Genomic DNA, 13,037 nt, shown 5'->3' on the forward strand with positions numbered 1-13,037 from the left:
GTTTTTCTTAACCCGAAGGCGCTGAGCTGTTATTTTGTTCTATCCAACGGCTTTAACACTCGACAAGGAAGTGTGCGAATTAATCCATATCAAGACTCAAGCGGCTTGCGCGCAATGATCGCCTGGCTTTTCGGCATGACGCCGTCGAGCGCCTGCTTGACCTGTGCACCGCCTGGTTCCTGCAGCAGCGCTGCCCAGGTTCTGGCCCAGTTGTTCAATAACGGATGGTCGGGCGCAGCCAGGTCTTTCTTACAGACCCAGAAGAATGCCCACCAAACTGCCCAGTAGAACCCGTAATAGGTGCGTCGCTCGATCACCAGCCCGGCATCCAGCACTAATCGTTCGAAATCGTCGCGACTGAAGATATTGATGTGGTTGGGTTTCATGAAGTGCGCTGCGGGTGCCAACTGTTGTTGCACCCCCTCACTGGCGGCATCGGGCACGGTCAGCAGGTACAACGCGCCGGGTTTGCCCACCCGGACCAGCTCGCGCATGAAATCCGCCGGCACGTCCACGTGCTCGAGAACCTCCATCGCGATGATCTTGTCGAGGTGAGCATCGGGCAATGGCAGGGGATTGCCGTCCGTTACCAGTGGATGTAACGCCCTGGCGGGTGAACCTTGCAGTAGTTTTTCGACCGCGCAGACACGCTCAGGGTCGATATCGGCGAAGATGACTTCGGCCTTCATCTTGGCGCAGAAATGGGTGAACGGCCCCTCGCCACAGCCCACGTCCAATACCCGGTCCTCGGGGCGAATCGGGAAGCCTTGCAGCAACTCGCCGGTGTCGGTATTGAACCAGCCACTCAGACAGGCATCGACCAAGGCGAAATCATCCAGCGGAGCCTCTGATTCCGACCTTTCAGGGTGTGCTGCATGAATAGGGCTTTGCTTGCTGAAGAGCCTCTTGAGAACACTGAACATCACGATCCCTTGACTTGTTGACATGCCTGACCGTCTTCCAAAGTGCTTCGAGCAGGGCCGGCAGTCAGGAAACGCCTCGCAATGGCTGCACCATGCTGCCGCAATGGCGTCTCGATCAGGCGATAGTTCAACTCACTGCACAGGACGATCAATGCGCCTGCAGTGAGTAGGAACGGAAAGAACATGTCATCCCCCGGCACGATCTCGGGTCTCAGGCGATACCAGAGTTCCCGGGTGATGAAAAACGCGGGGATGTGGATGAGATAGATGGCGTAGGAGCGCGTTCCTACCCAGAGCAGCAGTTGCTTGAGAGGGCTTGCCGGGACAAACAGGCGCAGGTCATACGAAGCCATCCAGACCAGCAGCGCCGAAAGCACGGCGAACAGACTGAATTTGTACGACACCACTTGCAAGACCTCGGAGGCCACCACCCCCATGCAAAGGAAAATCCCGGCCATCACCAGCGTACCCAGGCCCCATTCCCGCAGAAATACCGGACGCATCAAGGCATAGGTGCTGTGCTGGCTCCAAATGGCCAGCAATACGCCAAGGGCGATTGCATCGGTACGAAACATCACGCTCATCAGCGTTCGGCTCGACAGCAACTGGACTACTACCAGCGCTATAAGCACATGAGGCAAGAATCGACGGGACAACATCACCAGCAGGGGAAGCACCAGATAGAACTGTTCCTCGAGCGACAAGGTCCAGTAAACGAAACTGGCACCATACTCGCTGCGGCCGAAGGTCTCTGCGAAACGCAGGTTCGCCACCTGCAGCACACCCGCCACGCTGGCCTCCAAGTTCGTCCGGAAGGTCCCGAAGACTCCCGACTGATTGAACAGCACCGACGCCAACAGGATCAGCGCCAGCCACGTCCAGGCCGATGGCAGTAGACGCCAGGCGCGGCGAATCCAGAAAGCCACCGTGATACGCATCGACATGTCCACATTGCTGCTGGCCTGCAACCTTGGCAACAAGTCGCGGGCAATCACGAAGCCAGAAATCGCGAAGAACAGATCGACCCCGAAACCACCACCAAAATACGCACCAAGTCTCGCCAGAGCTGGCGTGCTCCAGGTAAACAGGTTGCCTAGCGCATGGTGCAGTACGACGAAAAGTACGGCGAAAGCCCGCAGAATCTCGATATCGTCGATTCGTTTATTCATCGTGAGACATCACCTGCCAGGGGTTTACGCGCCAGGATGATCTGGCTCTTCGGCAAGGCACGATCCAGAGCATCGCGAATCTTCTCGCCTCCGGGCAGATGAATCGTTGCGTGCCAGAGCGTGGCCCATTGATCCAGCAATGGGTGGAACGGCCCCTCGATCTGATCGTGGGTGGCGCCACGGAACACATGGCCATCGGCCTGTTTGGTGCCCCAGAACAGCATCATCCACAACGTCCAGTAGAAGCCGTAGTAACTGCGTGATTCGACGACCAGCCCAGCGCTCTCCACGAGTTCGGCAAAGCCTTCGCGAGAAAAGACCTGGATGTGGTTGGGAGACTCGAAGTGCAAAGGCGGCGCGATGGCTCGCTGCAGGTCTTCGCTACTCTGGTCGGGCACTGAAATGAAGTATTGGGCACCCGGGCGACCGACCCTGACCAGCTCCTGCAGGATCGCCAATGGCTGCTCCACATGCTCCAGTACTTCCAGGGCGACGACCTTGGTCGCCAGACAGTCCGGCAAGGGCAAGGGCAAGCTGTCGGATACTATGCCCTGAGCCTCACGCGCCGGGGTCTCGCGGACTTTCTCGCACAGCGTCTCGACCTTGGCCGCCTCGCTATCGGTAAAAATGACGTGAGCACCACGTCGCGCGCAGAACAGCGTGCTGCCGCCATGCCCGCAGCCTAGATCCAGAACCACGTCATCCGCATAGATGGGAAAACCACGGAACAGCTCATTCGCGTCATTCTGAAACCAGCCCCCCATCACCGCGTCGACCAGGCCGCAATCACGGGAGTCGACGGCAGCCCCTGGCGCTGCGGTCTCGGGCGCCGAGGCCGGCTCTGCTTCCGTCGCTGCCGAGCGACACAACCATTCACGCAAGGCTCGCATGCTCGGCCACCTCCCTATTCAGCAGGGCCTGGATTCCCTCGCTGGCGACCGCACGGGAGCAGTGCTGGCGCGAGCGCTCGATGGCTGCTGCGGACATCCTTTTGTAGCGCTCAGGCTCTTCGGTCACACAGGTATAGGCGGCCCGATAGGCATCGCGCAGCGATGCCCAGTCGATCTGATGGCGCTGGGTGCGGTAGGCCAGCCGCGGGTCGTGCGACCAGGCGGTGGAGTCCAGCCAGCTGTCGACCACGAAGGCCACCTGCTCGTCGATGTAGTCGACCATCGCCGAATGCCGCGGCGAAATCGCCGGCTTGCCACAGGACAGGAATTCCATCAGCGGCAGGCACTGCCCCTCGCCGTGGGAAGCGTTGACGGCGTATGCGCTGGCGCGGATCAGGGTGTCGAAGTCGCCGCCCTCCAGGTAGCCGTGCAGCAGCACCACACGACAGCTGAACCTGGGCATGCGCGCCATCCAGATCAGCATGTCGTGCATGGCCGACAGGTACTCGTGGTGCCCCAGCTTGAACACCAGGGTGGCGTCGGGCGTATCGCGAAAAGCCGCGCAGAAGGCGGTCAGCATGTCGGCCCAGTTCTTGCGCCCGTCATAGGGGTTGAACAGCGCGGTGAAGATCACCCCGGACAGCTGCAGCTCCGACTCGCCGGGTTGCCAATCGGGCATCTTCGGCGTGACACCTTTGGCCGCAGGATGCGGCGGTTCGACGGTATTGCGCGGCTCCAGGGGCGTATCGGGGCTCTCCGCCACCAGCTCGACCAATGGCTCTGCCCGCCCCGGCAGAAAAGGCAGCAGCGGCTGCAGCACCTTCAGGTACCACTCGCCCAGGTAACGCCGAGTGATGCGATACCGCGACTGCCGGCGGCCGGCCGGCGGCTCGACCGCCACACTGCCGCCTTGCGCGCGCGCCATGGCGTTCTCGTGCTCGCGGATCGCCTGCACCACCCGCGCAGTGGCGTCTGGACCGAAGATATAGGGGCTCAGCGCGGGGTCGCGGCTGTCCACCACCACGCCCGAGCGCACGCGAATGCTCACGCCGTCTGCAAGGGGCAACGACCCCGGATGTGCGCGCAGCGCGGCGAACTTGTCCCAGACCGGCGAGGGCACCGAAACGATCGGAAAATCCGCGCCCATCTCCCGACGCACCGCCGCGACAATCATCTGCGAGTGGGTGATGGCGCTGCCGCAGATCTTCAGCACGTGCCGCCAATCCTGCTGCGGCTCATCCAGCCAGGACTCGTTGGGAATGCTATCGAATTCCCAGGCGAACACCGGAACGGTCGGACAGCGCAGCTGCAGGGGAGTCTTGTGCGGCGGCGAGAAAGACAGGAACAGGCACCGCTCGCCGGCGGCGCGCGCTTCGTCGTACAGCCGGTCGACCTCCTGCTCGGGGTCTTCGACCACCAGGACTTCGCCCAGCGCCTGCAGCACCGGCAGGAAGTCGCGCAGGACGAAGTAGTAGCTGTACTCCGGCAGACCCATGCTGCTGGCGATCTTCGCCGCGCTCACTTGCGAATAGACCAGGAATCTCATAGCACTGCACTCCCTGCACAACCCAGCTCGGCCTGCGCCGATTGCGTCGCGGCAATCCGTTCGAGAAACGCGCCAAGCGGCCCGGCCACCCGATCGATGGAGGCGAACGCCTGCATCCGCGCATCGGCCTGTCGCGCCATCTCGCGATAACGCTCGGGTTCGTCCTTGGCCACCCGATAGCTGTGTCGGTAGGCCTCGACCAGCGACTGCCAGTTCAGCCGATGGCGATGAGTCATGAAGATCCCGGTCGGATCGTGCGGCCAGCAGAAGGGTTCCAGCGCGCACTTCACCAGGAACGCCAGCCGCTCGTCGACATAGTCGGCCATGGCCGTGTGGGTCGGCGCGATGGCCGGCTTGCCGGCACTGAGAAACTCCATCAGCGGCAGGCACAGGCCCTCGCCGGAGGAGGCGTTGACGTAGTAGCTGGAGGCCTCGATCAGTTGCCGATACTGCTGGTCCTCAAGAAAGCCGTGCAACACGACCACCCGGCAACTGAAGGGCGCCAGGCGCGACAGCAGGGTCATCAGAACGATGCGGTAGTACTCGAGATCGTGGTGGGTCATCTTCACGATCAGCGTGGCATCGTCGCGATCCTTGAAGGCCCAGCAGAATGCGGTGATCAGCTCGACCCAGTTCTTGCGGCTGTCGGCCGGGTTGAGCACGGTGGTGTAGACCACACCGGTCACACTGATCGGCACGGCCGGCGGCGCGCTCGCGGGAGCGGGTGGAGCGTCTTGCGGCTGGGGCGTATCGACCGCCAATGCGGGCAGACCGACCTCCCGCCACCAGCCCCTGGCGAGCGCCTTGGTCTCGCGCCAGGCGAGACTGAAACGGTCGTCACGCAACGGTTTGGATGTGGGCGCTTGCGCGACGGGCGCGGGCTCGGCAACCGCCGGTTTGCGTACCAGACCGTCCGCCGACAGCCCCAGCGTCGGACTGTCGATCACCAGACCGGCAAACGGGAACTGGCGTTCGCCCAGCTGCGGACTGCTGCGCACTGTCGCCGGGTCACCGCGATAGCGATCCCAGACCGGCGCCGGCAGGGCGACGACCGGGTAATCGGGCGACATGGCATCTTCAACCAGGGCCGCGGCTTCGCGACTGGTGCTGATGGCACCCTGCAGATGGGCGAATGCGTAGCGCCAGTCATTTTGCGGATTGCCCTCCCAGGCCACCGACGGAAGGCTGTCGAACTCCCAGGCGAACACGCTGAGGGTCGGACAACTCAGCCCCAGCGGGGCCTGGTGCGGCGGGCTGAAACTGAGGAACACCACGGTTTCGCCGGCCGCGCGGTGCTGCGCGGCGAGTTGCTCGATCTCGGCCAGACTGCGAACGACCTGCACCCGCCCCAGGCGTTCGAGCACCGGGAGGAAATCCTTCATCAGGAAGAAGTAGCTGTATTCGGGTTTGCCGAGAGAACCGTGGATACTGGCCTGATCGATTTTCGATGCCACAAGGATGATCATGACGCGAGAACAACCCCACTAACACGGGCCATGGCCCGGAATGCGCATTTAATTGTTATTGGTGACACATCTGCAGAGCTGCCGGAGACGATCCACTCCGACTGAAGGCGAGAGTCTTCGCACGATGGCGGCATTTTACTTAGCAATACCTGCTTTTTATGCTCGAAGAGCATCTCAGCCTTTGTCATCCGACGCAATCGTGGCGCGGTGAAATTCCTGTGAAAGACGCGCCAGCAGAACGCCAGCAACTGGTCGGCGCAAGCGCCCCTGAGCTAGGCTTGTTATTCCGGCTGCAGGCCCTCTGCACCGCCCATCTCGCCCGTTGAGGAATATCCCATGACCGCCTTCCGCATCCTGAGCGCCGCCACCCTCCTGGCGCTGGCCACCAGCGCCTCCGCCACCAGCTTCGTGGTCACCACCGACGCCATCGTCAGCGGCGTCGCCGCGACCAGCGAGGCCACCTCGGATATCAGTTCCTCGCTGCGCGACGACAAGGTCGTGCTCGCCGCCCGTGACGATGCCGCCAGCTTCGTCGCCAGCGCCGGCGAGATCCGCGGCGTGCAGCTGGAGGCGGCGCTGCTGCATATCCGCAGCCAGGTGCCGGCGCTGGCGGCGGCCGACGACCTGCACCTGGCCGAGGCCATCCTCAGCCTCTGATTGCTCCCCAGGCAACGCCGGCCGGCCCAGTTGCTGACCGGCGCGCGCCGGCCCCGTAAACTGCACGGGCATACGCGCCCGCCTGCGGAACCCCAACCGCGCGGGCTCGTCCAACCGTCCATTCGCCGTTTGCGGAGTTTCTCCATGCGTCATTCGCTTCTCGTCCTCGCCACCGCCTGCGCCCTGTTCAGCGGCCTCGCCCAGGCGCAAACCGTGGTCGCCACCAGCAATATCATCGTCCGCGCCCTGGATCGCAGCATCGACTTCACCTCCGATACCACCACCTCGCTGCGCGACATGAAGCTGGTGGTGCAGGCCCGCGACGACGCCGCCAGCTTCGTCGCCAGCGCCGGCGAGATCCGCGGCGCGCAGCTGGAGGCGGCGCTGCTGGCGATCCGCACGCAACTGCCGCAAGCGCGCAGCGCCAGCGACCTGCAACTGGCCGAAGCCATTCTCGCCCTGTGAGGTCCCTGCGCGCCTGGTGCTGCGCCGCGCTGCTGGCGCTCAGCGGCGGCGTCCAGGCCGAGCTGCGCCTGGTGCTGGAGCACGACCAGCTGAGCGCCGCCGAGCGCCAGGCCAGCCAGGCGCTGCTCGACGACGCCCTGGCCGCCCTGCCGCCGAGCTTCGTCCAGCGCCTGGCGCGCAGCGTGAAGGTCGCCTGGCGCGACGACCTGCCGGCCAACGCCTACGGCCGCGTCGGGCGCTGGTCCGGCATCGAGCTCAATGCCAGCCTGCTGCCGGCGCTGACCGACGGCACGGCCGCCACGACGCAGACCGGACGCGTACACGGCAGCCAGCGCCGCGAACTGCTCGCCACCCTGATCCACGAGCTGACTCACCTCTACGACCGCGCCCAACTCTGGCCCGCGGCGCAGCGCCGGCAACTGCAGCGCTGCCGGCAACGCGCCGAGTCGCGGGGCCTGGTCGGCCTGCCGGACAGCTGCCGCGGGCAGACCGCGCGGCGCTTCACCCTCAGCGACGACCCGCGTCTGCTCGACCTGGCCGGCTGGGCGCAGCAGGTCGGCCGGCGCGGCGCGCGCGAGCAGGACAACGGCCAGGTCGCGCGCAGCCCGGACGTCTACGAGCTGAGCCGGCCGCTGGAGTTCGTCGCGGTCAACCTCGAGTATTTCCTCCTCGACCCCGGCTACGCCTGCCGTAGGCCGTCGCTGGCGCGCTACTTTCGCGAGCATTTCGCCTGGGCGCCGGCGCAGGCCGACTGCGCCGGCGGTCATGCCTACCTCAACGCCGGCCGCGACTTCGCCCGCCAGCCGCTGGGCCGCCTCGATCCCGAGCGGGTCTATGCGGTCGACTACCTGCTGGCCGAGGCCAACCAGCAATGGATGAGCCGCTGGGGCCACAGCATGCTGCGCCTGGTGGTGTGCGCGCCGGGCCGGCCGCGCGGCCCCGACTGCCGGCTGGATCTCGACCAGCACCTGGTGCTGTCCTACCGTGCCTTCGTCGGCGACCTGCAGCTGTCGAGCTGGGACGGCCTGACCGGCGTCTACCCCTCGCGGCTGTTCGTCCTGCCGCTGGAGCAGGTGGTCGAGGAGTACACCAAGGTCGAGCTGCGCAGCCTGGCCTCGGTGCCGCTCAAGCTGTCGCGCGACGAACTGGAACAGCTGGTCGCGCGCGCCGTCGAGCAGCACTGGAGCTACGACGGCGACTACTACTTCATCTCCAACAACTGCGCGGTGGAGACCCTCAAGCTGCTGCGCAGCGGCACCGCGCATCCCGATCTGCAGGCGCTCGACAGCATCCTGCCCAACGGCCTGCTGCAACTGCTGGCGGCGCGCGGCCTGGCCGACACCGCGGTGCTCGACGATCCCCGCGAGGCGCTGCGCCTGGGCTATCGCTTCGATTCGTTCCGCGAGCGCTACCAGGCCATGTTCGCCGTGCTGCGCCAGCGTCTGCCGATCGCCCAGGACAACGTCGAGGCCTGGCTGGAGCAGCCCGCCAGCGCACGCCGCGACTGGTTCGCCGAGGCCGACCTGCGCGCCAGCGCCGCCCTGCTGCTGCTGGAACAGGCGGCCCTGCGCCGCCAGCTGCTGCTGGCCCAGGACGAGCTCAAGCGCCGCTACCTGAGCGGCCGCGCCGCCGGCGACCCGAACCTGGACAAGGCCGGTGCGGCGCTGGAGCAGATACTGGCCGGCAGCGGCTTTCTCAGCCGCCCGGCCGAGCTGCTCGACGGCGGCTACGGCCTGCCCCAGGCCGGCGAATGGCACAGCCTGGAAACCCAGAGCCGGCAGCGCCAGCAGCAACTGCGTCAGCTCAGCGACGAGCTCGACGCGGAAGTGCGCAAGCTGCTGCCGTCCGCGCGCCTGGCCGAGCTGCAGGCCAACGAGGCCAACCTGGCGGCCCTCGGCGCGCACCTGCGCAAGTTGCACCAAGACAGCGGCGGCCTGCAGTTGCCCTGAGTTATACGGCCAGGAATCTGGTGCGCGCAGCCCGGGCGGCCCCGCGATACCCCGCACCCGCGACCGGCTAGAGAATCTCCTCGTCTTCCTCCGGCAACTGCGGGTCGACGCTCAGCCAGGGCAGCCGGCTGCGCACCCAGATATGCCGATCCGCCGGCGCCCGCTCGGGCTGGTCGAGGCAGGCCACGCTGATATCCAGGCTGTGCGGGCTGAGCGCGCTGAACAGGGTCAGCTGGGCACCGCAGTGAGGGCAGAAGCTGCGCGTGCAGGTCGGCGTGCTGGCGTACTCGGCGGGCGTGCCGCGCAGCCAGCGGAAACTGCTCAGCGGCACCGTCAGCCAGGTGACCAGGATGCCGCCGCTGCTGCGCCGGCAATCCGCGCAATGGCAGTGGGCGATATCCGCGAGCGGGGCGTCGAGGGCGTAGCGCAGCTGGCCGCAATGGCAGCCGCCCTGGTGCGAGGCGGGCATGGCAGGAACTCCGCGAAGGGCTCGCCAGCAGTCTAGACTCTGACGGTCACCTCAACGCCCCGGGTTGCCCATGCGCACCTTGCTCCTGCCCCTGCTGCTGGTCGCCACGGCCCTGCTCGCCGAGCAGGACGAGCGCGCCTGCATCGACTGGCTGCAGCGCTGGCAACTGGAGCTGCCGGCGCAGTTCGCCGGCTGCGCCGAGGAGGACGACGGCGCGGCGCTGTACCGGGTCGCCGCCGGCCAGGCCGAGGCCCTGGAAGCCCTGCTGATCCGCCAGTTCGGCATGGCGCCGCTGGAGTTCCGCGGCTCGGACTGGGAGCCGGCGCGCCCCGGCTACCGCCGCACCGCGGACGGCGAGCACCGCATCGTCCTGCACTCGACGCCGACCCTGGCCAACCGCCGCGAGGACTGGGAACGGCTCGACTTCCACCTGCGCATCAGCGCCCTGCCGCCGAGCTGAAGGCTTGCGCCGAGGCGCGCAGCTGGTCGACTATCGCCGCTTTGCCCATGGAAGAAGCTGCCGTGATCGACCTGTTGCTGGCCCTCTGGCCGCTGTTCGCCATGATAGTCGCCGGCTACTGGCTGCGCCTGCGCGACTTCCCCAGCGAGGCGTTCTGGCCCGGCGCCGAGCGCCTCAACTACTTCATCCTGTTCCCCGCCCTGCTGTTCTCCAGCCTGGCCCAGGCGCCGCTGAGCAACCCGGCGCTGCCGCGCCTGGCGCTGGCGGTGCTGCTCGGCCTCGGCATCGCCTGGCTCACCCTGCTGCTGCTGCGCCGTCTGCGCGGCTGGCCGGCCGGGCGTTTGGGCGCCTTCACCCAGGGCATCCTGCGCTTCAACACCTACCTCGGCCTGGCCGCGGTGGGCAGCCTGTTCGGCCAGGAGGGGCTGACCCTCGCCGCGCTGATGCTGGCGCTGATGGTGCCGACAGTGAACGTACTGTCGGTCTGGTCGCTGACCGCCGAGCGCGGCGTCAGCGCGTGCGGCCTGCTGCTGCCGATCGCCAAGAACCCGCTGATCCTCGCCTGCGTCGGTGGCGCCCTGGTCAACCTCGCCGGCATCGGCCTGCCCGGCGGCAGCGATCGCCTGCTCGGCCTGCTGGCCGCCGCCAGCCTGCCGCTGGGCCTGCTCTGCGTCGGCGCGGCGCTCAAACCCGAGCAGCTCGGCGGGGAAATTCCGGCGCTGGGGTGGAACAGCGCCCTGCGCCTGCTGGCCATGCCGCTGCTGGCCTGGGCGGTGGCCTGGGCGCTGGCCCTGCCGGCGATGGAGAGCGCCGTGCTGGTGCTGTTCTTCGCCCTGCCCACCGCGCCGACGGCCTATGTGCTGACCCGCCAGCTGGGCGGCGACAGCCAGCTGATGGCCGGCATCATCACCCTGCAGACGCTGCTGGCGGCGGGCAGCCTGGTGGCGATCATGGCGCTGCTGGGCTGAGCTCAGGCGGCTGCAGATAGGCCTCGAGCAGGCGCTGGTAGGCGCCGCTGGCCTGCAAGGCGGCCAGGCCGAGGTCGAACTCGGCGATCAGCTCGGCGCCACGCGGATGGTTGCGCGGCACGATCAGGTGCAGGGTGCTGTTGCCGAACACCCCCTGCGAGCGGTGGAAGCGGCTCGCCGGCGCCCCGGTGGCGCGCAGGGCGCTCTCGCCCAGGCGGCGGTCGGCGATGAACAGGTCGTCGCGCGCCAGCAGCAGCAGGCGCGCGCACTCGTTGAGGCCGAGCGGCGAATGACGGGTCAGCAGGCCCTGGTCGAGCAATGCCTGGATCGGCGCCGGCGGCTGCCAGCCGAGCGGGTAGCACAGGCGCTTGCCGGCCAGGCGCGACAGATCCGCCACCTCGATGGCGTCGCCGGCGCGACTGAACAGGTGCTGTTCGGCGACGAACAGCGGCGCCGAGTAGAGGAATTCCGCCTGGCGCTGGGCGCCGGGGACATAGGGGAAAGTGGCGTCGTAGTCGCCGCGCAGGGTCTTCAGGTAACCGCGCTTCCACGGCTGCCACGCCAGCGTGGCGGACAGCCCGCGTTCGGCCAGGGCGGCGTGCACTACCTGGGTCAGCAGGCCGCCGCCGGGCAGGCTCTGGCCGGTGAAGGGCGCGTAATCGTCGCCGGTCACCAGGCGCAGCTCGGCCGCCCAGGCGGCGCCGCTCAGCGCCAGCCCCAGAAGCAGGCCCGCCCGCCATTGTCCCGCCATCGATCCCCAGCCTTAGCGTCGGCCCAGCGCCCGAACGCAACGAATTCGCTCCAGTGGCCATAGTGTAGAGCTTCGGGCACCGGCACTTCAGAGCTATTCACGGCGCCACGCACTCCTTGATCCAAGGCAAGCCGCGCCAACCCCGGCCGACTATGCTTGGCGTGATCCGATCGACCAGTGACCATTCCGATGAACGACCCTCAGAGCCCCGAGCAGCCCGACGTTTTCCCCTACCTGCAGCTGATGCACCAGCACGGCGGCTCCGACCTGTTCTTCAGCGTCGGCGCGCCGCCGCACATGAAGGTCGAGGGCCACAGCCAGCCGCTCGACACCCACGCGCTCAAGGCTGGCGAGGTGCAGCAGCTGGCCTATCAGCTGATGACCCAGAAGCAGATCGCCGAGTTCGAACGCGATCTGGAGATGAACCTGGCGGTAAGCCTGCAGGGCGCTGCGCGCTACCGGGTCAACGTCTACTACCAGCGTGGCGAGGTGACCATGGTGGTGCGCCTGATCAAGGCGCAGATTCCGAGCTTCGAGGCGCTCGGCCTGCCCAAACTGCTGGAGAAGCTGTCGATGCAGGATCGCGGCCTGATCCTGGTGACCGGCGCGGCCGGCTCGGGCAAGTCGACCACGCTGGCGGCGATGCTGGACTTCCGCAACCGCCACAAGAGCGGACATATCGTCTGCATCGAAGACCCGATCGAGTTTCTCCACGAGCACCAGCGCTCGATCATCGACCAGCGCGAAGTGGGCCTGGACACCCACAGCTTCGCCGACGCCCTGCGCAACGTGCTGCGCGAGGCGCCGGACGTGATCATGCTCGGCGAGATTCGCGATGCCGCCACCATGCAGCACGCCCTGCACTATGCCGAGACCGGCCACCTGTGCCTGGCCACGCTGCATGCCACCAGCAGCAGCCATGCGGTGGAACGCATCGTGCGTTTCTTCCCCGACGAGGCGCGCAAGCAGGTGCTGGCCGACCTGGCGCACAACCTGCTGGCGGTGATCGGCCAGCGCCTGGTACCGGGCCGGGCGCAGAAGCGCGTGGCGGCGGTGGAGCTGATGCTCGGCACGCCCTATATCCGCGACCTGATCCAGCGCGACGAACTCGACCAGCTGCGCGAGGCCACCGCGCGCGCCGCCGAACAGGGCCTGCAGACCTTCGACCAGCACCTGTTCGCCCTGCTCGAGGCCGGCCGCATCAGCCTGGCCGAGGCGCTCAAGTACGCCGACTCGCGCACCGACCTCAGCCTCAAGTTCAAACTCCAGCGCGGCTTCTCCGCCGACGAGGCCGAACTCAAGGTGTTGCGCGACGGCTGACTGG

13 protein-coding genes are annotated in these 13,037 nt (G+C 66.8%); 6 read left to right on the forward strand and 7 right to left on the reverse strand.

The features are described 5' to 3' along the window. Positions 1–89: 89 nt before the first annotated feature. The 5 genes from EA796_RS20785 to EA796_RS20805 are packed head-to-tail and all read right to left on the reverse strand — an operon-like array spanning position 90 to position 5,994. Positions 90–923 carry a class I SAM-dependent methyltransferase gene (locus EA796_RS20785; RefSeq protein ID WP_122109989.1) on the reverse strand — a complete coding sequence of 278 codons (834 nt, stop codon included), beginning with the start codon at positions 921–923 and terminating at the stop codon, positions 90–92. Next, positions 923–2,092, reverse strand: coding sequence for an acyltransferase (locus tag EA796_RS20790; protein ID WP_122109990.1), 1,170 nt, complete (start codon positions 2,090–2,092; stop codon positions 923–925). Before EA796_RS20790 ends, EA796_RS20785 begins: the two co-directional genes overlap by 1 nt. Next, positions 2,089–2,982, reverse strand: a complete 894-nt coding sequence (locus EA796_RS20795; RefSeq protein WP_122109991.1) for a bifunctional 2-polyprenyl-6-hydroxyphenol methylase/3-demethylubiquinol 3-O-methyltransferase UbiG — start codon at positions 2,980–2,982, stop codon at positions 2,089–2,091. Before EA796_RS20795 ends, EA796_RS20790 begins: the two co-directional genes overlap by 4 nt. Then, a complete protein-coding gene (locus tag EA796_RS20800; protein ID WP_122109992.1) occupies positions 2,966–4,528 on the reverse strand; it encodes a glycosyltransferase in 1,563 nt (520 codons plus the stop codon). The genes EA796_RS20795 and EA796_RS20800 overlap by 17 nt, the downstream gene beginning before the upstream one ends. Beyond that, a complete protein-coding gene (locus tag EA796_RS20805; protein WP_122109993.1) occupies positions 4,525–5,994 on the reverse strand; it encodes a glycosyltransferase in 1,470 nt (489 codons plus the stop codon). Before EA796_RS20805 ends, EA796_RS20800 begins: the two co-directional genes overlap by 4 nt. Positions 5,995–6,330: 336 nt before the next feature. Between EA796_RS20805 and EA796_RS20810 the strand changes: the two genes are divergently transcribed. From EA796_RS20810 to EA796_RS20820, 3 genes are all read left to right on the forward strand, one after another. Further along, on the forward strand, positions 6,331–6,651 hold the full coding sequence (locus tag EA796_RS20810; protein WP_122109994.1) for a DUF2388 domain-containing protein: 321 nt from the start codon (positions 6,331–6,333) through the stop codon (positions 6,649–6,651). A gap of 144 nt (positions 6,652–6,795) precedes the next feature. Then, the gene (locus tag EA796_RS20815) at positions 6,796–7,116 is read left to right on the forward strand and encodes a DUF2388 domain-containing protein (RefSeq protein WP_122109995.1); all 321 of its coding nucleotides are present in this window, start codon (positions 6,796–6,798) and stop codon (positions 7,114–7,116) included. Then, a complete protein-coding gene (locus tag EA796_RS20820; protein WP_122109996.1) occupies positions 7,113–9,065 on the forward strand; it encodes a DUF4105 domain-containing protein in 1,953 nt (650 codons plus the stop codon). The genes EA796_RS20815 and EA796_RS20820 overlap by 4 nt, the downstream gene beginning before the upstream one ends. A 67-nt stretch (positions 9,066–9,132) precedes the next feature. Here the strand turns inward: EA796_RS20820 and EA796_RS20825 are convergent, their stop codons facing one another. After that, positions 9,133–9,534: a GFA family protein gene (locus EA796_RS20825; protein WP_122109997.1), complete on the reverse strand. Its 402-nt coding sequence runs from the start codon at positions 9,532–9,534 to the stop codon at positions 9,133–9,135. Between the two features lie 70 nt (positions 9,535–9,604). Between EA796_RS20825 and EA796_RS20830 the strand changes: the two genes are divergently transcribed. Both EA796_RS20830 and EA796_RS20835 read left to right on the forward strand, forming a co-directional pair. Continuing rightward, the gene (locus tag EA796_RS20830; RefSeq protein ID WP_122109998.1) at positions 9,605–9,994 is read left to right on the forward strand and encodes a hypothetical protein; all 390 of its coding nucleotides are present in this window, start codon (positions 9,605–9,607) and stop codon (positions 9,992–9,994) included. A gap of 47 nt (positions 9,995–10,041) precedes the next feature. Further along, positions 10,042–10,962, forward strand: coding sequence for an AEC family transporter (locus EA796_RS20835; protein WP_178082586.1), 921 nt, complete (start codon positions 10,042–10,044; stop codon positions 10,960–10,962). Here the strand turns inward: EA796_RS20835 and EA796_RS20840 are convergent. Further along, positions 10,943–11,713 (reverse strand): ABC transporter substrate-binding protein, encoded by a 771-nt coding sequence (locus tag EA796_RS20840; RefSeq protein WP_122109999.1) that lies wholly within the window; start codon positions 11,711–11,713, stop codon positions 10,943–10,945. The genes EA796_RS20835 and EA796_RS20840 overlap by 20 nt on opposite strands. A 189-nt stretch (positions 11,714–11,902) precedes the next feature. Between EA796_RS20840 and EA796_RS20845 the strand changes: the two genes are divergently transcribed. Further along, positions 11,903–13,033: a PilT/PilU family type 4a pilus ATPase gene (locus EA796_RS20845; RefSeq protein WP_122110000.1), complete on the forward strand. Its 1,131-nt coding sequence runs from the start codon at positions 11,903–11,905 to the stop codon at positions 13,031–13,033. The last annotated feature ends 4 nt before the right edge of the window (positions 13,034–13,037 follow it).

The sequence above is a fragment of the Pseudomonas sp. AOB-7 genome, from assembly GCF_003696305.1.
GTDB lineage: Bacteria > Pseudomonadota > Gammaproteobacteria > Pseudomonadales > Pseudomonadaceae > Aquipseudomonas.

Coding starts and splice junctions, on each gene's coding strand:
- EA796_RS20785 (WP_122109989.1), bottom strand. CDS start 923: ATGTTCAGTGTTCTCAAGAGGCTCTTCAGCAAGCAAAGCCCTATTCAT.
- EA796_RS20790 (WP_122109990.1), bottom strand. CDS start 2,092: ATGAATAAACGAATCGACGATATCGAGATTCTGCGGGCTTTCGCCGTA.
- EA796_RS20795 (WP_122109991.1), bottom strand. CDS start 2,982: ATGCGAGCCTTGCGTGAATGGTTGTGTCGCTCGGCAGCGACGGAAGCA.
- EA796_RS20800 (WP_122109992.1), bottom strand. CDS start 4,528: ATGAGATTCCTGGTCTATTCGCAAGTGAGCGCGGCGAAGATCGCCAGC.
- EA796_RS20805 (WP_122109993.1), bottom strand. CDS start 5,994: ATGATCATCCTTGTGGCATCGAAAATCGATCAGGCCAGTATCCACGGT.
- EA796_RS20810 (WP_122109994.1), top strand. CDS start 6,331: ATGACCGCCTTCCGCATCCTGAGCGCCGCCACCCTCCTGGCGCTGGCC.
- EA796_RS20815 (WP_122109995.1), top strand. CDS start 6,796: ATGCGTCATTCGCTTCTCGTCCTCGCCACCGCCTGCGCCCTGTTCAGC.
- EA796_RS20825 (WP_122109997.1), bottom strand. CDS start 9,534: ATGCCCGCCTCGCACCAGGGCGGCTGCCATTGCGGCCAGCTGCGCTAC.
- EA796_RS20830 (WP_122109998.1), top strand. CDS start 9,605: ATGCGCACCTTGCTCCTGCCCCTGCTGCTGGTCGCCACGGCCCTGCTC.
- EA796_RS20835 (WP_178082586.1), top strand. CDS start 10,042: ATGGAAGAAGCTGCCGTGATCGACCTGTTGCTGGCCCTCTGGCCGCTG.
- EA796_RS20840 (WP_122109999.1), bottom strand. CDS start 11,713: ATGGCGGGACAATGGCGGGCGGGCCTGCTTCTGGGGCTGGCGCTGAGC.
- EA796_RS20845 (WP_122110000.1), top strand. CDS start 11,903: ATGAACGACCCTCAGAGCCCCGAGCAGCCCGACGTTTTCCCCTACCTG.